The organism is Bacillus sp. NPDC094064 (genome assembly GCF_050279585.1).
Taxonomy (GTDB): domain Bacteria; phylum Bacillota; class Bacilli; order Bacillales; family Bacillaceae_G; genus Bacillus_A.
Genome location: NZ_JBNNUI010000013.1, coordinates 42,811 through 67,173, shown reverse-complemented (window position 1 = coordinate 67,173; position 24,363 = coordinate 42,811). Strand labels below are relative to the sequence as shown.

General features: G+C 33.5%; 22 protein-coding genes, 3 pseudogenes, 1 riboswitch and 2 other annotated features. Of the genes and pseudogenes, 6 read left to right on the top strand and 19 right to left on the bottom strand.

The annotated features are described in order from the left end of the window. Window positions 1–154 precede the first annotated feature (154 nt). The 4 genes and pseudogenes from ACQKNI_RS23565 to ACQKNI_RS23550 all read right to left on the bottom strand — a co-directional run. The gene (locus ACQKNI_RS23565) at window positions 155–2,038 is read right to left on the bottom strand and encodes an FtsX-like permease family protein (protein WP_088233351.1); all 1,884 of its coding nucleotides are present in this window, start codon (window positions 2,036–2,038) and stop codon (window positions 155–157) included. An 11-nt stretch (window positions 2,039–2,049) separates the two neighbouring features. Further along, the gene (locus ACQKNI_RS23560; RefSeq protein ID WP_088233352.1) at window positions 2,050–2,817 is read right to left on the bottom strand and encodes an ABC transporter ATP-binding protein; all 768 of its coding nucleotides are present in this window, start codon (window positions 2,815–2,817) and stop codon (window positions 2,050–2,052) included. 269 nt (window positions 2,818–3,086) lie between these two features. After that, a pseudogene (locus ACQKNI_RS23555) lies at window positions 3,087–3,215 on the bottom strand (IS3-like element ISBt2 family transposase); the annotation flags it as partial. Window positions 3,216–3,227: 12 nt separating this feature from the next. Then, window positions 3,228–3,374, bottom strand: a pseudogene (locus tag ACQKNI_RS23550) (TetR/AcrR family transcriptional regulator); the annotation flags it as partial. A gap of 157 nt (window positions 3,375–3,531) precedes the next feature. On the opposite strand from ACQKNI_RS23550, the gene ACQKNI_RS23545 reads away from it, so the two are divergent. After that, window positions 3,532–4,029 carry a DAPG hydrolase family protein gene (locus ACQKNI_RS23545; RefSeq protein WP_098253441.1) on the top strand — a complete coding sequence of 166 codons (498 nt, stop codon included), beginning with the start codon at window positions 3,532–3,534 and terminating at the stop codon, window positions 4,027–4,029. Between the two features lie 273 nt (window positions 4,030–4,302). Here ACQKNI_RS23545 and thrS read toward each other — a convergent pair whose 3' ends face one another. The 5 genes from thrS to ACQKNI_RS23520 all read right to left on the bottom strand — a co-directional run bounded on the left by thrS (window position 4,303) and on the right by ACQKNI_RS23520 (window position 9,512). Continuing rightward, the gene (thrS, locus tag ACQKNI_RS23540) at window positions 4,303–6,222 is read right to left on the bottom strand and encodes a threonine--tRNA ligase (RefSeq protein WP_088230304.1); all 1,920 of its coding nucleotides are present in this window, start codon (window positions 6,220–6,222) and stop codon (window positions 4,303–4,305) included. Window positions 6,223–6,266: 44 nt separating this feature from the next. After that, window positions 6,267–6,489 (bottom strand) — a binding site (T-box leader). A gap of 35 nt (window positions 6,490–6,524) precedes the next feature. Then, window positions 6,525–6,746, bottom strand: a binding site (T-box leader). A gap of 121 nt (window positions 6,747–6,867) precedes the next feature. Next, on the bottom strand, window positions 6,868–7,575 hold the full coding sequence (rluF, locus tag ACQKNI_RS23535) for a 23S rRNA pseudouridine(2604) synthase RluF (RefSeq protein WP_140417327.1): 708 nt from the start codon (window positions 7,573–7,575) through the stop codon (window positions 6,868–6,870). Window positions 7,576–7,761: 186 nt separating this feature from the next. Then, the gene (locus tag ACQKNI_RS23530) at window positions 7,762–8,382 is read right to left on the bottom strand and encodes a YdbC family protein (protein WP_088230305.1); all 621 of its coding nucleotides are present in this window, start codon (window positions 8,380–8,382) and stop codon (window positions 7,762–7,764) included. 140 nt (window positions 8,383–8,522) lie between these two features. Next, a complete protein-coding gene (locus ACQKNI_RS23525) occupies window positions 8,523–8,681 on the bottom strand; it encodes a PhzF family phenazine biosynthesis protein (protein ID WP_176548482.1) in 159 nt (52 codons plus the stop codon). Window positions 8,682–8,693: 12 nt separating this feature from the next. Next, window positions 8,694–9,512, bottom strand: a complete 819-nt coding sequence (locus tag ACQKNI_RS23520) for a nucleotidyltransferase (RefSeq protein ID WP_088230306.1) — start codon at window positions 9,510–9,512, stop codon at window positions 8,694–8,696. Between the two features lie 80 nt (window positions 9,513–9,592). On the opposite strand from ACQKNI_RS23520, the pseudogene ACQKNI_RS23515 reads away from it, so the two are divergent. Then, a pseudogene (locus ACQKNI_RS23515) lies at window positions 9,593–9,979 on the top strand (hypothetical protein); the annotation flags it as partial. A gap of 207 nt (window positions 9,980–10,186) precedes the next feature. Next, window positions 10,187–10,307: riboswitch (glycine riboswitch) on the top strand. A gap of 107 nt (window positions 10,308–10,414) precedes the next feature. Next, window positions 10,415–11,782, top strand: coding sequence for an alanine/glycine:cation symporter family protein (locus tag ACQKNI_RS23510; RefSeq protein ID WP_088230307.1), 1,368 nt, complete (start codon window positions 10,415–10,417; stop codon window positions 11,780–11,782). Window positions 11,783–11,828: 46 nt separating this feature from the next. Here ACQKNI_RS23510 and ACQKNI_RS23505 read toward each other — a convergent pair whose 3' ends face one another. Both ACQKNI_RS23505 and ACQKNI_RS23500 read right to left on the bottom strand, forming a co-directional pair. Beyond that, entirely contained in the window at window positions 11,829–12,359 is a 531-nt protein-coding gene (locus ACQKNI_RS23505; protein WP_088230308.1) for a DinB family protein, read from the bottom strand. 14 nt (window positions 12,360–12,373) lie between these two features. Further along, entirely contained in the window at window positions 12,374–13,141 is a 768-nt protein-coding gene (locus tag ACQKNI_RS23500) for a DUF3891 family protein (RefSeq protein ID WP_088230309.1), read from the bottom strand. Window positions 13,142–13,344: 203 nt separating this feature from the next. Between ACQKNI_RS23500 and ACQKNI_RS23495 the strand changes: the two genes are divergently transcribed. Next, window positions 13,345–13,617: an HU family DNA-binding protein gene (locus ACQKNI_RS23495; protein WP_001043907.1), complete on the top strand. Its 273-nt coding sequence runs from the start codon at window positions 13,345–13,347 to the stop codon at window positions 13,615–13,617. A 38-nt stretch (window positions 13,618–13,655) separates the two neighbouring features. Here ACQKNI_RS23495 and ACQKNI_RS23490 read toward each other — a convergent pair whose 3' ends face one another. Then, complete coding sequence (locus ACQKNI_RS23490) at window positions 13,656–14,198, bottom strand: chorismate pyruvate-lyase family protein (protein ID WP_088230310.1); 543 nt, start codon at window positions 14,196–14,198, stop codon at window positions 13,656–13,658. Window positions 14,199–14,711: 513 nt separating this feature from the next. Next, window positions 14,712–15,914, bottom strand: coding sequence for an L-lactate MFS transporter (locus ACQKNI_RS23485; protein ID WP_088230311.1), 1,203 nt, complete (start codon window positions 15,912–15,914; stop codon window positions 14,712–14,714). 332 nt (window positions 15,915–16,246) lie between these two features. Here ACQKNI_RS23485 and ACQKNI_RS23480 point away from each other — a divergent pair, with 332 nt between their 5' ends. Continuing rightward, window positions 16,247–16,432, top strand: coding sequence for a YkvS family protein (locus ACQKNI_RS23480; protein WP_088230313.1), 186 nt, complete (start codon window positions 16,247–16,249; stop codon window positions 16,430–16,432). Window positions 16,433–16,490: 58 nt separating this feature from the next. Here the strand turns inward: ACQKNI_RS23480 and ACQKNI_RS23475 are convergent, their stop codons facing one another. Continuing rightward, window positions 16,491–16,790: an ArsR/SmtB family transcription factor gene (locus ACQKNI_RS23475; protein WP_088230314.1), complete on the bottom strand. Its 300-nt coding sequence runs from the start codon at window positions 16,788–16,790 to the stop codon at window positions 16,491–16,493. Between the two features lie 342 nt (window positions 16,791–17,132). On the opposite strand from ACQKNI_RS23475, the gene ACQKNI_RS23470 reads away from it, so the two are divergent. Continuing rightward, window positions 17,133–17,306 (top strand): hypothetical protein, encoded by a 174-nt coding sequence (locus ACQKNI_RS23470; protein WP_088230315.1) that lies wholly within the window; start codon window positions 17,133–17,135, stop codon window positions 17,304–17,306. 98 nt (window positions 17,307–17,404) lie between these two features. Here ACQKNI_RS23470 and ACQKNI_RS23465 read toward each other — a convergent pair whose 3' ends face one another. From ACQKNI_RS23465 to ACQKNI_RS23445, 5 genes are all read right to left on the bottom strand, one after another. Then, window positions 17,405–18,775 carry a DUF4179 domain-containing protein gene (locus ACQKNI_RS23465; RefSeq protein WP_088230316.1) on the bottom strand — a complete coding sequence of 457 codons (1,371 nt, stop codon included), beginning with the start codon at window positions 18,773–18,775 and terminating at the stop codon, window positions 17,405–17,407. Further along, window positions 18,765–19,340 carry a sigma-70 family RNA polymerase sigma factor gene (locus ACQKNI_RS23460; protein WP_088230317.1) on the bottom strand — a complete coding sequence of 192 codons (576 nt, stop codon included), beginning with the start codon at window positions 19,338–19,340 and terminating at the stop codon, window positions 18,765–18,767. Before ACQKNI_RS23460 ends, ACQKNI_RS23465 begins: the two co-directional genes overlap by 11 nt. A 403-nt stretch (window positions 19,341–19,743) precedes the next feature. Beyond that, window positions 19,744–22,833, bottom strand: a complete 3,090-nt coding sequence (locus ACQKNI_RS23455; RefSeq protein ID WP_098840792.1) for an AAA family ATPase — start codon at window positions 22,831–22,833, stop codon at window positions 19,744–19,746. Continuing rightward, window positions 22,830–23,987 carry an exonuclease SbcCD subunit D gene (locus ACQKNI_RS23450; protein ID WP_088230319.1) on the bottom strand — a complete coding sequence of 386 codons (1,158 nt, stop codon included), beginning with the start codon at window positions 23,985–23,987 and terminating at the stop codon, window positions 22,830–22,832. Before ACQKNI_RS23450 ends, ACQKNI_RS23455 begins: the two co-directional genes overlap by 4 nt. Window positions 23,988–24,002: 15 nt before the next feature. Beyond that, window positions 24,003–24,242, bottom strand: a complete 240-nt coding sequence (locus ACQKNI_RS23445) for a DUF2584 family protein (protein WP_088230320.1) — start codon at window positions 24,240–24,242, stop codon at window positions 24,003–24,005. Window positions 24,243–24,363: the final 121 nt, after the last annotated feature.

The window sequence follows — 24,363 nt, the reverse complement described above, 5'->3', positions numbered from 1 at the left end:
AATGAAATCACCCCTCTCTCGACAAAACGTTGCGATTCCCGTCATTTCTCGGAGCTGTATTATATTTTTCGACTTTTATCCAACATTTTCCTTCTCAATTCATTACATACTAGAAAAGAGCCCTTGTTTTCAAAACAAGGGCTTTTTTCTTAAACTATTTTGCTACCTCTTCTTTCGGCATTACCATACCTTTATACAATTGAACCGTTATCCAGTAATAAATAAAGTAAATGACCAAGAAGATCCCTATCGGCACCCATACTTTCACAAATGGGTCAACTAATATAAAGCTGAATAAGTTAAGCCCTACTAACACGTGGGAAATACCAATAATCGCTGGGAAGATAAATAAATATGAAATTTCTTTATATATACTTTTCGTTAACATACTGCGTCTCACACCGATTTTTCGTAACATTTCATAGCGGCGTACGTCACGTGAAGCACCTGTTAATATTTTGAACATAAGGGAACTTGCCATCATTGCTAAAAAGGCAATTCCGAGGAAAAATCCCATAAACATTGTTCCGCTCATGAAACTGTTCATGAACTGATAAATTGTCATTTTCGTATATAGTTCTACTTTTGCACCTATTGTTTTTTCAATTAATTCTTTTTGTCTCTTATCTATGTCGAGCAACAATGGTTTATATTTTTTCATATCGTCTACTCTTACTAGTATTACACTATGTTCTGTTCCTTGAACTGCCTTATAATGCTCCTCATCAGCAATTCTTACAGGTTTTCCGTTAAATTGATTATGTGTAATTTGTATTTCTCTTACAACTGCATCTTCCCAATCTTTTGGCATGCGAGGAAGCTTATTCGCTGCTTCGGGAGCGTCCAAAGCAGAATAGACAGGTTCAGTTAAAGGTTCAGCCACACGTTTACGTGCAGGCTCTTTTAAAGTTTTTGTATCAAAATGATCGGAAACAAGTGGCGGTTTTGCAGTTAAGTCGTTACGTAAGTAATACACCGCTTCTCCATCTACTTTATACTTATACTTGCTTTCTTCAACAATTTCCATTTCTTTTAATGCTGCTCTATCTTGTTCATTTGGATCATGAATGACAACATCATAAACACGTGAGAAGTCTGTCATAATACCTACATTTTTTTGAAATGCCATACCTGCTGTCATTGCACCTGCACCTAATGCAATTAGCATCGCTACAGTGCCTAATACTCTCGATAAACTATTTACTCGAAAGCGTAGCTGTGCATATGTAAAACTATTTAAGCCCGTTTCATTTCGTTTTTTATTTCCTTTAATTTTCATCACAAAAAATGGGAGCAATGAACTGAAAATAAAATACGTTCCAAGTGTCGTAACGATTGTCGCTATTATAAAACCGACTTCCGCAAATAATTTTATATTCACCATAAAATAGTACCCTGTACTTACTAGTAACATACCAAATACTGTCATTATAATAATGCGAGTTTTACTTTTCTTCACTTCATCTAATGTTTCATCTTCACGAATTAACTCTAGTTCTGTTTTACGTAATAAACGGATGCTATTCATTAAACCAGTAATAAAAAATAGTATTAAGAAGAATATAGCTGTAACTATAATCGCTGGTGTATATACAGATGAATAACTACCTTTTGCTGAAATTTCCATGCCATTTATTAAAAAGTTTCCTGCTACACTTGCTAGTAACATTCCTACTAAAATACCGATAATAATACTAACAATACCCATACCGAATGTTTCAATAAATAATAGCTGTGCTACTTTTTTCTTTTTTGCTCCAAGCATCATGTACATACCTAGTTCTTTTCTTCTTAATGTGAGCAAGAAAGAGTTGGCATATATAATATAAAATACCGTAATGAAAGATAATAGTATTGCACCAACCCAGAAGACGAGTCTAATACTACTAATCAGACTATTATCTTTCGTAAATTCACTATTCATCGCCATCGTTTGGAACATATAAAAAATACTAATACTAATAACGAGACCAATAAGTAAAACCATGTAATCTTTTAACATCTTTTTCATACTATGACGTGATAATTTGAATAACATAGTTCCGCCCCCTACTTAGACTCAGCAGCTGAGCCCATATGAGCAAGCACACCTAAAATGTCTTGATAGAAATTTTCTCGTGTTCCTTGACGATGTAACTCTTTATATAGAAGACCGTCTTGAATAAATAAAATACGTTCACAATAACTCGCACTAAAAGCATCGTGTGTAACCATTAAAATACTTACATTGTGATTTTCATGTAAATCTTGCATCGCTTCTAATAAACTTTTTGCGTTTTTACTATCAAGCGCTCCTGTCGGTTCATCTGCTAATACGATTGCTGGATTATGTACTAAAGCTCGTGCTGCCGCTGTTCTTTGCTTTTGACCGCCAGAAACAGCGGACGGATATTTCGTTAAAATTTCAGTAATCCCTAATTTATTTGCAACTTCATTGACCTTTCCAGTAATCTCACTTGATGGTACTCCTTGCAAAGAAAGTGGTAAAGCGATGTTTTCATAAATTGATAAATTTTCTAGTAAGTTAAAATCTTGAAAAATGAATCCTAATTTTTGAGATCGAAAATCTGATAATGCATTACCTTTCATAGAAGTAATATTTATGCCAGCTATCGTCACACTACCACCAGTCGCTTGATCAAGTGTACTAATCACATTAAGTAATGTCGTTTTTCCAGATCCAGAAGGACCCATAATCCCTACAAACTCCCCTTCTTTAATACTTAATGAAACACCCCTTAATGCTTTCGACTGATTTTCATTTCTTTTCCCATACGTTTTTTCTACACTTTCTACAGTTACTACATTTGTTGACATCACTTTCACTCCATCCCTTTTGTATAGTATAAATTTCTCATATATTTCTTATCTTTTTCTCATGTAAATCCTTAAGAATTTTTTAACTTTTCAAATATAAAGAGTTACATAAGTACCATGAACCTATCTCCTACTTCATATTCTCACTTTTCTAAAACTCGTTCATTCGATTTCCCTTACATTTACCTTACAATTTTGTAAGGTAGAAAAGAAAACACACCACTTGGAAATAAACCGCAAAATCGGGACACAGATTAAAACACTCAAACAATCTGCTCCAATTCACTTAACTCTTTTGCCCCATTCCCAAAAAGATATTGTTTTCCTACAAATAATTGAAAACAATACGTTTGATCTGTACGATACCATTTCATCCATATCTTAATTTGAGAAACATTTTAATTCGGAGTAAATGTCCCTCGATTACTATTGGCTTTAGTTGTAATATCCTTAACCGTAATGGAGTCCATCCCTTTTTCATGTATTAATTCAGTTCGTGCATCACGTATTGCTTCTTTAGTACGAGCTATACGTAAATCAGTATATGCTTTTGCCAATTTTTCCCCTCCTAAATTTTTTTAGACATATTTTTATAAGGTGTTCAGAATACAACAGATCAGCTATTTCTGTTTATTGAACGCATGCGATACACAAACTATAATAATAAATATAAATAACCGACACTATGTTGGTTAAAAAATAGGAGGTATAAAAATGAAAAACCAAGTATCACTAGTAGTCGAACATGAATTGAATGACGTAACACCAGAAATGATTGACTGGTGGTGGGATAATATTGATAACTCTGAACGATATAAACTATGGCACCCAGAAGAGCATGTTGATTTTAAGTGGTTAGTTGACCCTAAAGTACATGGACACGTAGGAGCCATATCAGCTTCGATTGAATCTGCGGGGGATGGACTAGAATTCCCACTAAGAATTAGATGGGAAGACCCTAAAGATTGTCCTATAAATACCCATTACAGCCATGTTTTAATGGGTTCATGTTTAGATGATGATGACGATGTAATTTCACAAGTAATACATCAATACGAAAAATCCGAAAACGGTACAGTAATGACTTCTACATTCATTTTCCCGAAAGGATTACCACCATTTATTAATCTAAGTGGTTTATATAAACACAATGTAGAAGAAATGAGTCAGTTCAGTAAATTTTTACCGCAACTTTTTGAAGAAAATCTGTAAGACAACTTAACAGCTTTACTTGTAATAAGTGACTAACTAGAAAACAAATTGGCCTCCAATGTTTTAGATACGTCTAAAATACTGGAGGCCATTCAATATCGAATCAATCCATTTCCACTTCCACTTTACTTCTTCTCGGTAACATACTCTTCCCTTCAAATGAAAAACACCTCCATTGAAATTACATACTTAGTATGCCAATTCAGGAGATGTTTTTTCATGTACCACTATTCGAGTTTACTTCATTAAAATGGTGTATTTTCTAATCAATTTTTATTTTCTATTCTTTATTTCCTCTTCAATACTTGCCGCAAATATATTTAACGAAACACCTTCCGACTTCTCTTCTCCATATTTCCGTACATTTACAGCTTTGCTTTCCATTTCTTTATCACCAATAACGAGAACATACGGTACTTTTTGCATTTGTGCTTCTCTTATTTTATATCCTAATTTTTCATCTCGCATATCTTGCTCAACACGAATACCAGCTTGCGCTAATTTATTTACCACTTCATTTGCATATTGTTCATGTACTGCATTTGAAACTGGAATTACTTTTACTTGAACTGGTGCCACCCATGCCGGGAACGCGCCTCCAAAGTGCTCAATTAATATTGCTAAGAAACGATCTAAGGATCCTAAAACTGCTCGGTGAATGACAACTGGTCTTTTCTTTTCATTCTTCTCATCTATATAATTCAAATCAAATTTCTCTGGCATTTGGAAATCAAGCTGGATTGTTCCGCACTGATGACTTCTATTTAAAGCATCTTTTATATGGAAATCAATTTTTGGCCCGTAAAAAGCACCGTCCCCTTCATTTAGTCTATATTTATAATTCAATGAATGCAATACATTTGCTAACGCCGCTTCTGCTTGCTCCCATAATTTATCGTCACCCATTGAATCTTCTGGACGAGTAGATAGCTCTACTTCATATTCAAATCCAAAAGTTTTATATACGTAATCAATTTGTGCCATTACTGATTTGATCTCATCTTCAATTTGTTCTGGTGTTACGAATAAATGAGCATCATCTTGGCAGAAAGTACGAACTCTTAATAATCCGTTTAAAGCACCACTAAATTCATGTCGATGTACTTGACCAAACTCACACATGCGAATCGGTAATTCACGATAAGAATGCAATTTATTTTTAAACATAAGCATATGTCCAGGGCAGTTCATCGGTTTTAATGCAAAACTTTTATGATCTACTTCTGAGAAATACATATTGTCCTTATAGTGACCCCAATGCCCTGATTTCTCCCATAATTCTTGGTTCATCATGAACGGAGTGCGTACTTCTTGATAATTGTACTCTTTTTGAATGCCTCTTAAAAATGCTTCTAATTCGTTACGAATAATCTGTCCTTTCGGTAAATAAAACGGCATTCCCGGAGCCTCTTCAGAAAACATAAATAACTCCAATTCACTACCTAACTTACGATGATTTCTCTTTGCTGCTTCCTCAACAAAATGTAAATACTCTTCTAATTCTTTTTGAGAAGAAAATGCAACACCGTATATGCGCTGAAGCACTTGATTGTTACTATCACCTCGCCAATATGCACCAGAAACGTTAGTTAATTGAAATGCTTTCAAATACCCTGTAGATGGTAAATGGGGTCCTCTACATAAATCTACAAATTCACCTTGTTTATAAAGTGTTACACTTTCCTCATTAGGAATTGCTTCTAAAAGTTCTAATTTCAAAAGATCGTTCATTTCTTGAAATAATTTTTCTGCTTCTTCTCGAGAAACCTCAACTCGCTCTATATTTATATTTTCTTTTATAATATTTTTCATTTCTTTTTCGATTTTTGGTAAATCTTCTACGTTTACACTACTTGGAAGATCCATATCATAATAAAATCCATTTTCAATAACTGGCCCTACTCCAAGCTTTATATCACCATACAATCTTTTTACAGCTTGCGCTAAAATATGTGCCGCGGAGTGTCTTGTAATTTCTACACCTTCATCGGAATCCATAGAAACGATTTCTACTTCCGCATTTTCTTCAATATTTCGGCGTAAATCATATAACTGATCATTTACTTTTCCTGCAACTGCTTTCTTTTTTAAACTGCTGCTAATGGATCCAGCTATTTCTTCTAAAGTAATTCCTTTCACAAACTCTTTAACACTACCATCCGGAAATTTAATTTCAATCATCTGTTCTTTCATTTTTCATCTCTCCATTTCATAATAAAAAGCACACTCATCCCTAAAATAGGGACGAGCGTGCTTATACCCGTGGTTCCACCCAGATTCCCATTGTAAACAAACAATGGCTTCTTTTACGGTAACGTCGTTTACACGGCACTAGATACTTAATTTCCCCAGTGCAGCTCTAAGGTGGTAAGTTATTTTTCTGCGTTAGGAAGTTCTCAGCTTTCCTTCCTTCTCTGTATAACCGGGTAAAATAACTCGTGTCCTTTTCTTCGCTTATTATGAAATTGAATGCAAAAAAGCATATTCATCCCTAAAATAGGGACGAATATGCTTATATCCGTGGTTCCACCCAGATTCCCATCACAAAATGTAATGGCTTCTTTTGCGATAACGTCGCTTACACGGCACTAGATACTTAATTTCCCCAGTGCAGCTCTAAGGTGGTAAGTTATTTTTCTGCGTTAGGAAGTTCTCAGCTTTCCTTCCTTCTCTGTATAACCGGGTAAAATAACTCGTGTCCTTTTCTTTGCTTTTATAAGTACATCCATTAATTGTTATTTACTATATCTTATTCATTTTATTTTTGCAAGTGTTAAAAAAAATTTTATTTAATAAAAAAAGAAACCAAAAATAGATTTTTGGTTTCACTTCACAATTTTACCAATCTTGTGGTTCGTAATTTAAGTCTGAAAATAGACGTCTTTTCTCTTTTTTCGTTAAATCTCTCCACTGTCCAACAGGTAAATTATTCAATTCAATATTCATAATTCTCGTACGTTTTAACGTGTATACTTGATAACCTAAAGCTTCACACATACGACGAATTTGGCGATTCAACCCTTGTGTCAAAATAATTTGGAACTCATATTTTGATAACTGTGTGATCTCACAAGGTAGCGTTTTCGTTCCTAAAATTTTCACACCAGCTGCCATTTTCTCTAGAAAATCAGGTGTAATTGGCTTATCTACTGAAACGATATATTCTTTCTCATGTTTGTTTTCCGCACGTAAAATTTCATTAACGATATCGCCATCATTCGTTAACAAAATTAAGCCGTCTGAGTCTTTATCGAGACGTCCAATATGACTAATTCGTAAAGGATGATTCACTAAATCGATAATATTACCTTTTACTGATTTTTCACTTGTACATGTAATACCTACTGGTTTATTTAAAGCGATATATACGTGATCTCGAGCAATACGAAGTTGCTCTCCATTTACGCGCACATCATCACCTGGATTTACTTGGTCACCAATTTTTGCAACCTTACCGTTAATAATTACTCTTCTCTCATTAATTAATTTATCTGCTCCACGTCGGGACGCTTTTCCAGCTTCACTAATAAATTTATTGATACGCAAATTAGGCACATCCTTTTCTAAACAAAATTTCAAGCTCACACTGCTACTACCGTACAATACAAAAGGGTAAGCCTTCTATTATAACTTAAATATATTAACATGAAAGGGTATATGACGTCTTCTATTAATTACTCGTTTATAAGAAAATATCTTTATTATACATTCATTTATGCACTTTTTCTGCGCTTAATATACAAGCCACTCTTCCTTACATACAGCTTGTTTTCCTCTTATATCTTCTAAATCCTCATGAATATTAGCTAGTTTATACAACTCTGGGAAAATCTCTTCTACATAATTTTGATGTGCCATTTCATCTTTCCAATAAGTTAACACGATGTAACGATTTTCAGTTTTTAAAGACTTCCCAACTACTCCACCTATCATCCCTTTTACTTTTTCCATTCCTTTATTCCAAATCGTTTCTTGTTTATGTAAAAAGTACTTTTCCTTTTCCAACTTTATATCACATATAGCAACTCTTACGAATGATCCTTCTGTAACAACATCTTTCAAAGGCGTATTAGTTATATCATACAACGTTTGAAACAATTCAATTTCACATGAAAGGAACGTATCCTCTTGTTTACTATTTAAATAAATTGTATCGTGAGCACCATTTATAAATGATTGATATTTACTTCTATCTTCCCATAAAGTAAATACACATGCCTCCTCTTCACTCCATCCACCAAATTGCCCATGAAAACCATCTAAGTGCTGTATATCACGCCATTTTTCTTGTGCTCTTGAAAATAATTCCTTTTTCTCTTCTGCTACCTTACAGTAGATTGTTTTTAGTAACATTTTTAATTCCCCCTTATCTTACATTCCATTTCCCATCTGCAATACTTTCTACTTTTTCCCCTAAACGAATATTATTTTTACTCTCTATTTCTTCAGCTCTTATATGTATTAAAGAAGGCCTTTTCATCTCGTATCCTTGTTCAACACACAGATTTATCTTTTCTGTTCCAAAAATTACGATACTTTAAAAGATACGCTGCTAAACATCCATTTGAACTTCCTGTTGTCACATCTTCCAGGATCCCATAATAGTCTGCAAAATCACGAACATTTAGATCATTTATTTGTTTACATAACATGATTATATTCTTCTAGTTATCTATAGAATTCAAAAAAACATCCGCTCTTTCTATCAGCCATTCACCAAACGTATTTAAAAATAATAAAATTTCATTTATATCATTTATCGGTTCAATTACATATTGTAATGCCTTTCTCATATTTTCTTCTTGTTCGGGAAAATGCTTACTGAATAGTGTATACGCTGGGTATAAATCTCTTGAATACAGCCCTTCTCTATCAATAGTTAATGCTAGACCTGCTCTGATTATGATCTTCATTATCCAACGGCAACAATCCGCAATATCATCCACGCCTTTATTATAAATTAATTCTTTGCGTGCTTGTCCAATTTGTTTCCGCAATTGAATAAGGTGTTCATAGGCTAACTCCTGACTAACTTTATATTTAGGTAAAGACAATGTTACATCTTCACCAAATATACATACTCCATGTGTCTGTATCATGAAGCTTATAAAAGAAAAACTCTTGGAATTTATCACCTCTTTTTTACTGTAAAAACTCAATTCCACTCCTGTTATACAATTAAACTTTTGCAAACTTTGAACTTCTAGTTTCTTTCGCCAGCTTAAGTCTATTAATTTAGGATCCTTTCGTACTACTATAATCACATCTATATCTGCAACTCCTTCAATTCCAATCCCCCTTGGAATTGAGCCTCTTATATAAACACTGTGTAAATCATCCTGTAACAATTCACAACAAGTATTTTTTATTTCTCGTATGGCCCCCATAAATATAGGTTGAACTTTTTCAATATGTGCATCATTTATAATATATCCTTCATCATCAGTAGGACAAAAACGACCTATCTTTTTTATACTTGGCAAATTATCATCTCATCTCCATACTAAATATTATTTTATTCTATACACATAGTAATTATAATTCAAATAATTCAGAATTAAAATTCGAAAAAGATTGGTTACCTGCTTGGGAAGAAATTAACACGAACGGAGATTCAGTAAACAGAGATAAACTATTAGTTACAATGAGTGCTATTTCCAAACAATATGAAAAAATTTTGAACGAAATAGACACTATGAAAATTAAAGAAAATATATCGGAAGTACAAATACAAGAACAACTAGTTTATTTCACAACTGAATTTAAGACTGCTTCTAAATTTATGAAAAACGCGGCGGATTTAATTATAGACGGAACCACTAACTCTACTCCAAACAGTATAATAATTAAAAATACAAAACATGCTTTAGGGCTTGCAGATCAACATATTGTCATCGCTTTATCTACTTTAACTGAAGTTGAAGAGAAATTAGGACTTGCAAAAAAATAAAACTGTTTATTATTTTAAAATAAAAAAAGATTGCATTTCACATTTTGTCTGTCTATAATGTTTTTATTGATTTACAATCAATGTTTTTATAAATTTTATAATTCGGATGAACCATTCAGGAGAAGGTCTATTGATCTACCGACGGGGCAAAAAGTTGTTAACCGACTTTGAAACTCTCAGGTCTTGTTTACAAGTAGAACTGCATGGGGACGAATCTCTGGAGAGACTCCCTCTCGCTTTTTTGTAGCGCGGAGGAAAACGAGCACCGAAGGAGCAAATCCGCTACTTTAGCGGATAATCTCTCAGGTAAAAGGACAGAGACAAGCGAAAGAAAAAGCCGATTTGTATCGGTTTATTTTTCTATTCCTTGTTTCTCCAGAGACCATTTCATTTACTTGAAGTGGTTTTTATTTTTTCTAAAAAAGGAGAATAACGATGGAGACAGTAAGTAAAGTATTAGAACAAATCAATCACTATGTGTGGGGATTACCAACGTTGTTGTTACTCGTTGGGACTGGTATCATTCTCACAGTGCGTCTAAAAGGTTTACAGTTTAGTAAATTATTATACGCTCATAAACTTGCATTTAAAAAATCAGAAGATACATCTTCCTCTGGAGATATTAGTCATTTCCAAGCACTTATGACAGCTATGGCGGCAACGATTGGTATGGGAAATATAGCTGGCGTAGCAACCGCAGTTACAATTGGTGGTCCTGGTGCAATTTTTTGGATGTGGATTACTGCTTTGTTCGGTATGGCAACAAAGTATGCCGAAGCAATTCTTGCAGTGAAATACCGTGTTAGTAATGAAAATGGCGAATATTCAGGTGGACCAATGTATTATTTAGAACGTGGTTTAGGTAAGAAATGGCTGGCGGTTTTATTTGCGATATTCGGTACTACTGCTTCTTTCGGTATCGGTAATATGGTGCAATCAAACTCAGTTGCAGAGGCAATGCGAATTAATTTCTCTTTTCCCCCCGCTTTAACTGGTATATTCATGTCATTTTTAATCGCTATCGTTATTTTAGGCGGTGTAAAAAAAATCGGGAAAGTGACAGGATATGTAGTTCCTATTAAAGCTTTCTTTTATATTATTGCTGGCCTTATTATTATTTTCTATCATTACGATCAAATTCCAGAAGCATTTTCACTTATTTTTTCTGGTGCATTTAATGGTACTGCAGCTGCTGGTGGTTTTATCGGTGCAACGGTTGCATCAGCTATTCAAATCGGGATGGCACGCGGTGTATTTGCGAACGAAGCTGGTTTAGGAAGTGCTCCTATCGCGGCAGCGGCAGCAAAAACTGATTCCCCTGCAAAACAAGCACTGGTTTCTATGACTGGTACTTTTCTTGATACATTTATCGTATGTACAATTACAGGACTTGTATTAATTACTACAGGTGCATGGAAGTCAGGTAAAACTGGCGTTGAAGCAACAACTATAGCATTCCAATCTGTATTCGGCACTGCTGGTAGTATGATTCTTGGTATCGCAATTATTCTATTCGCCTACTCTACTATTTTAGGTTGGTCGTATTACGGTGAGAAATGTGTAGCGTATTTATTTGGAGAAGGTGCAGTACGATATTATAAGGCAATCTTCATTGTTATGATTGCTATTGGTGCCAATTTAAAACTAGGCATCGTATGGACATTTGCTGATATTGCAAATGGACTGATGGCAATTCCAAACTTAATTGGCCTAATCGGATTAAGTGGTATTGTTGTCGCTGAAACGAATCGCTTTTTACAAGCAGAGAAATTGAAAGAAAGTCATAAAAAACAGGCTAGTTAATCACTAAAAAAAGAATGGCTTATCTATAATAGCCATTCTTTTTTTTCTATTTCAATTCCTGTCCCTTCTGAACCATATGTAAATAAAGTATAAAATCCATCATTGTTGAAGAGTGACCAAGTTGACGAATCATCGCTGTTATATTTCCTCTATGATATGTACCATGATTTACGACATGTTGTACTAACTCTAAAATTGAAGTTTCTAATTTTCCTACATAAGGGTTTTTAATTACAAATACCGCATTTACATCTCGTATTGTACTTAAAAATTCTTTATATTGATTTGCAATGTTTTCAAACATTTTTTCTAATTCATGTAACGATTTTGTTTCGATTTGCTTTTGTAGCGTTTCTCGATCTTGTATTGCTTCACTCATACTACTGCCATGTAATATGTGTAACCACACTTGGTCTGTAATATAAATATGTGCAAAAGTATCCTTAATTGATGGAAATACACTCTGTATCTTTTCATTAAAGATTGTCTCATAGTTTGGTAATTCCTTTAGTCGATTGAATAATTTTGTATTAGCCCAAGCATGGTAATCAAACTGTTTTAACATGTAATCCTTCAATCTAAATCTCCTCCCTATCCTATAAAACAAATTTTTTGTTTCTTCATTTCCGATTCTCTATCAGCCTTTATAATCCCTTTTTCTTCTATTGAACGTTTATTTATAGTTTTATATTTTACATACGTATAAAATTCTCTTTTAAATGGAAATGGTGTAATTCGAATTGTTTCTTCATCCAGCCATTCAGCTTGAATAGGTTGCTCCTCCTTACTATTAAACATTTCTGTTCCCTCAAAACCATATTTAAATAAGTCAATTTCATCTTTCTTTTTGACACCAGGTTTATTCATACATACATATAAAGAAAGTTCATCACAAAACTTTAATAATCTATAATGTTTATCGAACATCGTAAATTGTTCTTTTGTTAAGGTTTTCAATATTCTTTTTTGTCGTTCCAATTCATTCCTATAAAAAGACATCATCTCTTCGTCTTCTTCATTTAGTGGAAATGATAAAAAGTGTTTACTACACAGTAACGCCCCGTATGGATTAGATTCTTCAATTTCATTTAAACCAATCGTATAAAAAACAAAACGCAATGAGCTTGGACAATCCATAAATGTATACGGGATATTTTTGACATCATTTAAAATTGGTACTTTATCAAGTCCTATCCATCCTCTATCATGTTCATATATTGCATCAATAGTTTCCTTTAAATACTGCTGATTTTCAAAGAAACTTTCTTTTATTTTACTAGCAATCTCTCCAGCTAAAAAACCATGATCATGTTGACGAATTAATATACTTTCTTTCTCATTCTTTTCACGAAAAATCATCCGTATACTCCCCCTCATCTCCATACTACAGCTTTTGGTATACATCAATTCTTAATTAATCCCTGATTATTAGCAGGGATTCAGTCTCTTGCAACGAAATTAACATAACTATACAGCATTCTTTCTAATCATAGAATTAGCTTTATTTTTACTATCTATTATACTAAAACATTCTTTCTAAAAAATTTTTATGAGGTGAAAACATGAACAAAACAGAACTAATTAAAAACGTAGCACAGTCAGCTGATATTTCTCAAAAGGATGCTTCTGCAGCTGTACAATCCGTATTTGACACAATTGCTACTGCATTACAATCTGGCGATAAAGTTCAACTAATTGGATTTGGAACTTTCGAAGTGCGTGAAAGATCTGCTCGTACAGGTCGTAATCCACAAACTGGTGAGGAAATTCAAATCGCTGCTGGTAAAGTTCCAGCATTTAAAGCAGGTAAAGAATTAAAAGAAGCTGTAAAATAAAACAAGAAACCAGCCTTTTTATAGGCTGGTTTCTTGTTTTATTTAAGCAATTCCTTTATATTCTCCGCATGATACACTTCACAAATATAAAATATACATTTGCAGTTACTTATAATTTGATATTTTCTAGTCGGATAAACATTCGCGGCAACAGAACATCCATCAAACAATTCGATAATATTTCCGGATGGCTGATATCCTTCGTATAATACGTTTCTTCTTACTTCCATTTTTTCTATAAGTTTTTCAACTGGAATATTTCCATTCTCTAATTCTTGCTTTATAGTATCCGGTAAAAACGATGTGTCCACAAAAATTAGATTTTCAGATAATACCTTACCTTTATAACTAACATTAGATACGCGGTAAAGAAATGTTCCGTTTTTATCAAAGAAATTCTTTACTTCTTTCGGAATGTACTGTCTATCAATTACCTCTTGTTCGAGAACATCCAATTGAACTGTATCATTCAAAAGCTTCTCTAAAGCACGAATAGATGGCGTATCTCCAGAAAATAAAATATTTTTAATTGCTTGTACATTATAAGTTAATTCGCTTTTTCTATTTTCCACCACTAACATGAGGAACACCTCTTCTATAAAATATTTCATTAACTAGTATGAACTTAACGATTTTTCAAAAGTTCTCTTGCATCTAATTGTTGTATTTCATATACGCCCCTTTGTAATATCAATATTGCTTTTATTATAACAAGTACAGAAAATCACTCAATTGATAATCACTTTCATTTATAACCTACACCGAAATGATAATCCCTCTCATTTAACTTGTCAATCTTTTTTTATTTTTCAGATAAATATTTCTACACTTTTGGAAATACAAATATCTATATTGATTTTTTTAGCTTATAAAGATTTCCAAAAAATTTATATACTGTTGATTTCATCATTCGATAAAATTCCGATAATAACAAATCCTGAATAAAGGCAAATACTAAAAACATAGTTCATGAAGAAAAAAGGAAGTGGTTTGTCATCCACTTCCCTTTCATAATTTTATAATATACCGTAAAAAAGCACCCTATTTAATAGGGTGCTTTTTAGTAATAATAGTGTGATAGAAGATTTATATGCTTACGCTACGCTGCGATATTCATCTTCTTGTTCTTTTTTCTGATTAGGTGCTTGAATTAAAAGTGCGATAATAAATGACACGACACATAATACGCCGATCACCATAAAGGTTGGTTTGAATCCACCTAGAAGTGCACCGATAAAGGAACCTGCAAGCGCTCCAAATCCAAATCCTTGATACACAATTCCGTAATTCTTACTGTGGTTTTTCATACCGAAGAAATCACCAACAATAGCTGGGAAAATCGTGATATTTCCACCAAAGCAAAACGCTACACTTGCTACACAGACGAAGTAGATACCATAATTTAAATCTACGAAACTTAGAACCAAGACTGAAGTCGCCATAACAACAAAAGTACCAGTAACGATTTTTAAACGACCGATTTTATCTGATAACGGTCCTAGAATAATACGACCTAATGTATTGAAGATTGCAACCATAGCGACCGCATTAGCTGCTGTTGCTGCAGTAAGCCCTACAAGTTGAACACCAATGTCTTTTACCATGCCAATTAAGTATAAACCACTCATACATGATGTAAATAACATAATAAATAATAAGTATACTTGTTTTGTACCTAACATTTCTTTTGTTGTATATTCCTTAGTTTTTGTTGCTTGAACTGCACCTTGATCAGCAGCTTGATGGATTAAACAAGCACCAATTACAATCATCGTTGTAACAATTACACCCCAATATATAAATGCTTGTGATACACCAACCGATTCAATCAAATATGCGTTAATATATTTAAAGATTAAGCTACCTGAACCATATGCAGCTACAGATATACCAGAGATTAAACCTTTACGTTCTGGGAACCACTTAATTAAATTAGATAGTGAAGTAATATAAGCTGTACCATCTGCGTAACCTACAACAACTCCTGCTAGTACATAAAGTAATACTAGTGAAGACGCTTGTGAGCTAAGCACTAATCCCATTCCTAATGCTAGTCCAGCTATCATAATAAGTTTACGAAGTCCCCATTTTTCTTGCAATTTACTCGCAAACAAAGTTGAAACTGCTAAAGAAAGACTAGTAATTGAGAAAGTTATAGCAACTGCGTTTAGGCTCCAACCGTATTTACTAACTAAAGGCTGATTAAATAAGCTCCATGTATATATCGTTCCAAGCCCCATTTGTACGATGACTGTGCCAAGGACAACAAGCCATGGATTAACTGATGGTTTTTTCATATCATCCCGCCTCCTCTTTCTATTTCAATTGTATTTGCTAAGTTTACTTTTTTCATATTCATCTTAGTCACCTCATTTGATTTAACAACTTCATTGTATAGGATGTTCCTATTGGTGTAAGCACTTACAACACAGAGCGTCAAATATATGGAATCAGTTACAGAAAACGAAAGGTGAAATACAAAAAAACTGCTTATTAAATACGTAGTAGCTATTTGTATTGTTTTGTGAGTCGTTTTTCATTGATAAAAAACTAAATATTCACTAATATAACCGTACGTGGTTTAATATATATAATAAACAAATATTTCTGTCTTTTATAAGGAGGTACTATGAAAGCAAACGTAGGGGATACTATACTTTTTCAACGAAATAATTTAAAGATTACAGGAACTGTACTAAAACTATATACTGAATCGGTTTTAGTTGAAATTACAGATGTAAGCGGTGGTACTTTTGAATTTGATCGAACAATTGTAAATCATAAAAACTATAAAATTTTAAATGCAAGTACATAAAACAACATAAAATAGCCCCTGCTTAACAGCAGAGGCTATTTTATGTTGTAGTACTTCATTAATTTATATATCCTAAAACACTAACAATCTTGCTCGCTTTTAAGTTATTAATGTGATAATAAATTTCTAAACCCCTTCTCTCCGCTCGTAACACTTTACCTTTCATTTTTGATAAATGTTGCGAAACAGTCGATTGTGGAATATTTAGCAATTCTGTTAATTGTGTTACGTTGCATGTTTTTCTTGTGCTTAATTCATTTACAATTTGTAATCGGATTGGATGCGCCATAATTTTTAAAATATCTACATCTTCTTCTGAAACTATAGTTTTCTTCATCTCACTCGTATATGTTGTCATAAGACATTCCCCTTTTATATGAATTCCTTTTTATTAAGAACCATTTCCAAAACTAAAAATTCCTAATCAAGACCTTTATATAAAAATAATAGGATTTTCAATTTTCAAAAATAGAACTTACTATTATTCACTTTATTTATTTGGCACATATACATAATACAATTTTAATATGTGCTGTATGTGAAGTTTGCATAAATTTATAATGAAGATTTGTTAAACCACTTGTATTCTAAATTCATACTACACCTATTACCTTCTCCATAGAACTATCCTGTGATTTTAACATATTTTAGGCGTTTGTATATACTATTTACAAAACAATTATGTAAAGGAGGATTTTATATGCCTACAGTGTCACAAGAACAAGTAGAAGAAGCACGTGAGACATATGTCAGTCGGATCATTTTAGTTGGCGGATCAACTTTATTTTTAGCAGGTGGTGTTATATCGGCAATTGCAGCTTTTAAAGCTTATAACCGTTTGGCAAATACGCCGCCATCTCCAAACAACTCATAAATAAAAAATAAAACGTCGTCTCCAATTTAAAGACGGCGTTTTATTTTTTATAGTCTCTTCTTAATTAAATCAAATTTAAACATTAAATCTATACTATTTTATTTAAATTCAACCGTAAAGGCTTGATCATAATACACATCATTTGGATTTACGACAAATATTTTTTTATCTCCAAATGTCGTTCTAAAGACTTCTACAGATTCTTGTCCTTTAACTGTACTGATACGAGTTTCCTGCTTACCGAATTCCTCTCTTCCATCTTCATCTACTAAGAAGAATGGCCATAAGTTACTAATAGGGTTTGTAGTTTTATAGTATACATATGTTTCTCCAGCCTTTTCTTCAATTCTAGTTATTGTCATTTCTTTGTTATCACCGAGAGGAATTTTTGTCTCCCCTACTTTATTAACAAGAATTTTATTTTTCGTGTCATAGCCCGAGTGTTTTTTTCCATAGACGTATGGAATAACTTTTATAGATTTGATATTCTGACTACGTGTTTCATACGCTGCTGTTGAGACCGAATTATTCTTGCTAGTATCTACCATTACCTGATTTTCCGTTCGCTTTAAAACCTCTCCTTTATCATCTAATACAAGATACTCAAATGGACCGCCTTTCTCCGACGCAGTTCCTTGCAAGTATATTCTAAGGGGTGTTACAATGACTTTTTCCAATTTCGCATTAGTACGTATAGCACTTAAGTCTTTATTGAGGTTAATTTCTTTCTCACTTTGTTTTGCTGGTATACTTTGAACGGGTAAATCAAAGTTCCATTTACCTTGAGTCGTTCCTTCTCTTCCACCCAATCGCTCTACATTAAGAGAAAGAGTAAAATTGTTCGCTATATTAGATACTTGAATTCGATCGGCATCTTCCTGATCTTCCAGGCTTTTGTTAAAGCTACCATTATTAAGGGCAAATGTTATCGCTCCTGAGTAAACTTTATGATCTTTATCTTTAAATTCACCATATTCTTGTTTCTGTGCTACAAAATTCTTCTCATTCTCTATAGTAATAAAACTCTTATCTGTTTGTATTTTCGGTTCTTCACTAAATGGCTTATTCCCTTCTACAGTATAGGAAACAATTAATGTTACTCCGTCATAGATTGTACTATTAATTGTGACTTTTACCCCATTACTTTCCTTAACAGTAGTAGATTCTTTCGTAATTTTTTCAGCCCCTTCCTTTATATGGAAATGTTCTAATACTGGTTTAAAAATTGACTGTAGCGTAGATATATTCGCATAGCTTGGCATTGATGTATTAAATATAAATATTGCTCCAAAACATGTTACTGCAGTAAGACCCATTAATAATCGTCTCTTTATCACACTTTTATATATTTGCTTTGTTTGGCGATATTCTTCAAATGAAGCACTTACCCTCTTGTTCAATTTATTCGATGGTTGCATACTCTCGGATTCTCTCTGAAATTCATCACGCAATTGTTTTTCAAAATCCATTTATTTTTTCCCCCTCTTCAACCGGTAACTTCCCCATCTCTTTTCGCAACTGTCTATGCGCCGTATGCAATCGGGATTTCACTGTTCCTATCGGGATTCCGACAAGTAAGCCAATCTCCTCTAAGCTGTATTCATGAAAGTAACGCATAATAATTACTTCACGATGTTTATATGACAGTGTTTTCACTAATTCTAGCAATTCACTTCGTGTTTCCTTATGTAGTACCTCTTCATCCGTTTTATAAAACTGATCCTGCCAGAATTCTTTATTTTTCTCCAAAATCCGGAACCTGCGCCATAGCTTCCTTCTCCAATCTTGTATCTCATGCACAACTAGACTATGTAACCAAAATGAAAATGGACGTTGTGGATCATATTTCGCAATTGATTTCCACATACGAATATAAACACCATTTACTATGTCATCTACATCATGTTGATCCTCAATAAGAAACGATACCGTTCGAAAAACATCTTTACTGGTTAATTCATATATGTGCTGAAAGGCTTTTTGGTCACCAGCAACCATCCTTTCTAACCATTCTTTCCATTCTATTTTGTCCACGTTTGGACCTCCTCTGTCTCCCTTAATAGTGCCTTTTTATAAATTGACTTCTTTTTCCTCTTCTTAATGGTCGCTACTATATTTACAGTCACTTCCGAGATTTCTTTTCTATTTCACATCCCCTTTTTCTCCCAATGTATTTCTCACTCTTATATTCGCTCGTTTCCATAAAAAGGTTCATATTTTTTATTAAAAAAAATTTTGATTGCGAATTTTTTTAGGATATGATGAGCCGACGATTTATAATCTAATTTTATAATATAAAATTAGATTATAAAGATTTTCTCAACAAAAAAGTCGGTTTATATTGAAGTGCAATTGCACTTCAATATAAACCGACTTAACACTAGTTCATTCTATAAAATTCAGGATAACTATGAAATTCCTACTGTATTTCCAAAACTTACTTCACCACAAACCTTGTCTGACTACACCCATCCTTCTGCTTCGTTACTTCTAATACAGCTGGCATTGCGTTTTTCAGCTCTTGAACGTGTGAAATAACACCGATAAATCGGCCTGATTTTTGTAAGTCAATTAAAGCGTCAACCGCTTTCGTTAATGACTCCTCATCTAATGAACCGAATCCTTCATCGATAAACATCGTTTCGATGGAAATACCACCTTCATACGCTTGAATTACGTCTGCCATTCCAAGTGCTAAGCAAAGCGATGCATTAAATTTCTCACCGCCAGATAATGTTTTTACATCACGTGTTTGGCCGGTGTATGCGTCGTATACATCTAGACCTAATCCACTTTGACGATTTCTCTTTTCAACTCGTTCACTTCGTTTTAAATAAAATTGTCCATTTGATAATTTACGTAGTCGCTCATTTGCGATTTGAACAATTTGTTCTAAATACTCAATTAAGATGTAACGTTCAAATGATATACGGCTTTCGTTATCACCTTTCATTACTTCATATAAATCAACAAGTTCTTGGAATGCCTTTTCTTCTTCATGAATTTGTTCATCAATACGTCTAATATTTTCATGTAAATCAGAAATATATACTACAGCATTTTGCGCGCGTTGACGTTTTTCTTTAATTATATCAAGATTAATTTCTAATTCTTGTATGTGTTCACCTAATGAAGTAATATCCATATACTGTTTATCTTTCAATTCAGTACGTAACTCTTCGATTTGCTTTACAAGTACTTCAAGAGATGAATAATAACTTTGAATTTCTTTTTGTAACATCTCCATCTCAGCATCATTTAACTTAGCTTCTTTATACGTGAATGGATCTGTAAAACCACTCTGTTCAAGTTCTTTCATAAAGCGCGCGAAAGTCTCTTCTTTCTTCAATTTTGCACTTTCAAATTGATTAGAAGCCCCCTCATGTTCTGCTTGAATACGTATATTTTCATTTTGCCAATGTTGATATGCTTCTTGCACTTTCTTCCATTCATCTTCCATTAGCCTGAATTGTTGCATAGCTTGGTCAAACTGTATTTTCCAAGCTTGTACTGTTTGTAAGTTATCTGGAATATTTTGCTTATCATGTTCATATGACGTACGAAGTTGCATGCACTCCATTTCTGTACGGTGCTGCAATGTTTCTACTTCACGTTTTTGTTTCTGAAGTTCATCTACTTTTTCTTCTAGGCTTTTTATATTCACAGTGATTTGTTTACGTCTTTCTTCGCTTTCTTTTAACGTATTCACTTCTGCTGCTAATTGTTTTCCTTTTTGAACGAGCACACTGTATGTTTCAACTAATTGTTCTGAGTGGTACCCTCGATTCATAACTTCTTCTATCACCTGTTCATATTGTAGTCGATAGAAATTCCATTTCTCCTCTACTTGAACATGTAATTTTTCAGCAACGTTCTTCTTATCTCTTAAATCGTTTAACTCTTTTTCATCGATCGCATCACTTTGCTCTGTCGCTTTTTTCGGATGATTCGTACTACCACATACTGGACAAGATTCACCATCATGTAAATGAAGTGCTAATATACCTGCTTGTTCACTTAACCAGCGGCGTTCCATATTTTCATACGCACGAGTGGCCTGTTGCATCTTAATAAATGCGGCCTCTTTTTCTTGCTCGAATTTTTGTTTTTCTTGCCAAACATCATATGCTTGCTTTAAAATCTTTGCATCTTCTCGCATATTTGTTAGTTCTTCTACTTTAGTTACATATTGCTCAAGTGCTCGTTCTAATTGCTGTAATTCACCAGACATTTTCTGTTTTTGATTTATATGCTCTTCTAATAGTTGATCGAACTTTTGCATACTTTCTTTTAATTTCCCTATTTGAATTTCAGCATTTTGTAAATTCAACTTTTTCTCAGCTAATGATGCAATAATTGGTTGTAACTCTTCTAATCTTTGAAAAAATTTCTTAGCATCTTCTCGTTCTGATTCTTTATTCTTTACTGTTTCATATTTTTCCTGAGCAAGCTCAAAACTGTTTAGTATATGTTCTTTTTTGGCGATTATCTGTTTTAACAAACTTTCAGCCTTCTGCTCATTTTGCATTGCTTCCTCATACCATTGCTCAAATGGCAGTAAACGCTTCGCTTGTTCAGCACGTTTAAAGGACTTCTCTTTCATTTCAATGACTGTACGGTTTTCTTGTAATGTATTATATCTCTCATTTTTTTGCTGTAAATCTGTAAATTTCTCATTTACAGATTTTGCTGCATGAAAGCGTGTTTCTGCATCTTTCAATTGCTTCGTTTGGTTATCTTGTTCGACTTGTAATTGATCAACCTCTGCCTTATACGCAGCTGTTTCTTGCTCTAATGCTTCTACTACTTGATGCGTGTTTACATGTTCTTGTTCCACTAACGTCTCTAATAATGCTCCATCGCGGATTGGTAATTTAAAAACATTACGGAAATATAATTCTCGTTCTTTTTGTTTTTCTTGCAAAACATCTTTCCATTGTTTACGTTTTTGATCTAGTAACTCACGCATTAATTTATAACGATCTGTTTTAAAAATACGACGTAAAATCTCTTCTTTATTTTCTGTCTCAGAAGTTAATAGTTTTCGGAATTCGCCTTGTGGTAACATAACAATTTGGCTAAATTGATGTTTGCTTAAACCAATTAAATCTTCCACTTTTTTATTTACATCCGTTACATGAAAACGATCAACAGCTGGAACCTTCTCTTCATCAATCACTTCGTATAATTCTACTGCATGCCCTGTAATCGTCTTATTCCCTTGTTTTTTATGACCAAGTTGTCGTTTTATTTCATAGCGCTTTCCTTTTAACTGGAAGGTTAATTCTACACTTGTATAAACATTATCATCAGCAAATTGACTTCGAAGCATACTCGTATCACTACGCTCTTCTCCACTAGCCTCACCATACAACACATAACAAATTGCATCAAAAATCGTTGTCTTTCCAGCTCCCGTATTCCCAGAAATGGCGAAAATACGATGCGCTCCAAGATCATCAAAATCGATTACTTCTTTCTGTTTATATGGCCCAAATGCTGTCATAATAAGCTGAATCGGTCTCATCCTCGTTCACCTTCCCGTTCTTGCACTGTTTGTAAAACTTCTATAAATAGACGTTCTTTCTCTTCAGATAAATCTAAGCCTTTCATTTCTTTATAAAAAGCCTTTAATAGAGATAAATCATCCATTTTATGTCTTGAAACAGTTACTTCATTTGTATCTGTAAGCTCTCGCCTTTGCATTGCTCTTTCAACGTGCATTGCATTTGGATATACAGAGCGTATTTTCTCCATTGGCTGTAAGACAGGATTTTCATCTAATAATTTTACAAATACGTAATCTTCACTTACTGAATGCTGTAATAAATCATCTATTTCCGCTTCTACTGTTCGCATTTTACGACGTGGTGTAAGTAACCTTTTTTCAATTGTTACTTCGCCTTCCTCGTCTAGTTCAACAATATAATATCCTTTTTTATGTTTTTCTTCTGAAATAGAATATGCAAGTGGCGAACCTGAATATCGAATTGTCTCATTACGTACGAAATGCGCTTGATGTAAATGCCCAAGCGCTGTGTAATGAAACTTATCAAAATAATGACTATTTACATATTCAGCACCACCAATTGAAAGTGGTCGTTCTGCGTCGCTTGTATTCTCCTCTGCTTCTCCTGAAGAAGTTACAAATGCGTGTCCAACAAATACATGTCTAGCTTCTTTATCCATCGTTTCAGAAAGCTCATTCATAAAAATACGCATCGCATCATCATGAGAACGTACGTCTTCATTTTTCAATATATGTCTAACTATGCTTGGATCCGCATACGGAACGAGATGGAAATGAACCTCTCCATATTCATCATTTAATACAACAGGTTCATACGGGAATTGAAATTGCCCTACAATATGTAACCCCTGTTTCTTCATTAAATTACTTCCAAAATGTATACGGTCTGGACTATCATGGTTTCCTGCAACTGCGATAACAGGTGTTTGTAAGTCGATAACTATTTTTTGTAACACATCATTTAATAAGTCTACTGCTTCTGTCGGTGGAATTGCCCGGTCGTATAAATCCCCTGCAATAATTACGGCATCTGGTTTTTTTTCTTCAACAGCTTGTACAAACTGATCTAATACAACCTTTTGGTCTTCAGTCATATACACGCCATGAACAAGCTTACCTAAATGCCAATCAGCTGTATGAAATAACTTCATATTTTTCTGCTCCTTTTAATTTACTGATTTTAGTGATACGAGTTGATAGTTTATTGTAGTTTTTCCGTTCTCCCACTCTAACTTTTGTATCATCGCACTACCAATTCTTTCTTCATTGGATTTATATAAAGGTAATATTTCTTGCATTGTAAATAAGTGATAACCATCTAAAATTAATTGAAATATGTTTTCTTCTATATGTAATCTTACTTCTTTTTCATTTGAAACAATTTTTGTGTGCATCTCAAATTTCATGATAGATACAACCCCTTTTTATAATCTCTACATTTTAATAGTATAGTGGCTATGCGAGATTGACAAGTAAATACACGACAAAGTAAGCACTTTTCTATTTGTAAGATGTTTTATATTTTTT

Bases quoted from the DNA above. Each gene is read 5' to 3' on its own strand.
- ACQKNI_RS23565 (WP_088233351.1), bottom strand. From the start codon at position 2,038: ATGTTATTCAAATTATCACGTCATAGTATGAAAAAGATGTTAAAAGAT.
- ACQKNI_RS23560 (WP_088233352.1), bottom strand. From the start codon at position 2,817: ATGTCAACAAATGTAGTAACTGTAGAAAGTGTAGAAAAAACGTATGGG.
- ACQKNI_RS23545 (WP_098253441.1), top strand. From the start codon at position 3,532: ATGAAAAACCAAGTATCACTAGTAGTCGAACATGAATTGAATGACGTA.
- thrS (WP_088230304.1), bottom strand. From the start codon at position 6,222: ATGAAAGAACAGATGATTGAAATTAAATTTCCGGATGGTAGTGTTAAA.
- ACQKNI_RS23530 (WP_088230305.1), bottom strand. From the start codon at position 8,382: ATGTTACTAAAAACAATCTACTGTAAGGTAGCAGAAGAGAAAAAGGAA.
- ACQKNI_RS23525 (WP_176548482.1), bottom strand. From the start codon at position 8,681: ATGTTATGTAAACAAATAAATGATCTAAATGTTCGTGATTTTGCAGAC.
- ACQKNI_RS23510 (WP_088230307.1), top strand. From the start codon at position 10,415: ATGGAGACAGTAAGTAAAGTATTAGAACAAATCAATCACTATGTGTGG.
- ACQKNI_RS23500 (WP_088230309.1), bottom strand. From the start codon at position 13,141: ATGATTTTTCGTGAAAAGAATGAGAAAGAAAGTATATTAATTCGTCAA.
- ACQKNI_RS23495 (WP_001043907.1), top strand. From the start codon at position 13,345: ATGAACAAAACAGAACTAATTAAAAACGTAGCACAGTCAGCTGATATT.
- ACQKNI_RS23490 (WP_088230310.1), bottom strand. From the start codon at position 14,198: ATGTTAGTGGTGGAAAATAGAAAAAGCGAATTAACTTATAATGTACAA.
- ACQKNI_RS23485 (WP_088230311.1), bottom strand. From the start codon at position 15,914: ATGAAAAAACCATCAGTTAATCCATGGCTTGTTGTCCTTGGCACAGTC.
- ACQKNI_RS23480 (WP_088230313.1), top strand. From the start codon at position 16,247: ATGAAAGCAAACGTAGGGGATACTATACTTTTTCAACGAAATAATTTA.
- ACQKNI_RS23475 (WP_088230314.1), bottom strand. From the start codon at position 16,790: ATGACAACATATACGAGTGAGATGAAGAAAACTATAGTTTCAGAAGAA.
- ACQKNI_RS23470 (WP_088230315.1), top strand. From the start codon at position 17,133: ATGCCTACAGTGTCACAAGAACAAGTAGAAGAAGCACGTGAGACATAT.
- ACQKNI_RS23465 (WP_088230316.1), bottom strand. From the start codon at position 18,775: ATGGATTTTGAAAAACAATTGCGTGATGAATTTCAGAGAGAATCCGAG.
- ACQKNI_RS23455 (WP_098840792.1), bottom strand. From the start codon at position 22,833: ATGAGACCGATTCAGCTTATTATGACAGCATTTGGGCCATATAAACAG.
- ACQKNI_RS23450 (WP_088230319.1), bottom strand. From the start codon at position 23,987: ATGAAGTTATTTCATACAGCTGATTGGCATTTAGGTAAGCTTGTTCAT.
- ACQKNI_RS23445 (WP_088230320.1), bottom strand. From the start codon at position 24,242: ATGAAATTTGAGATGCACACAAAAATTGTTTCAAATGAAAAAGAAGTA.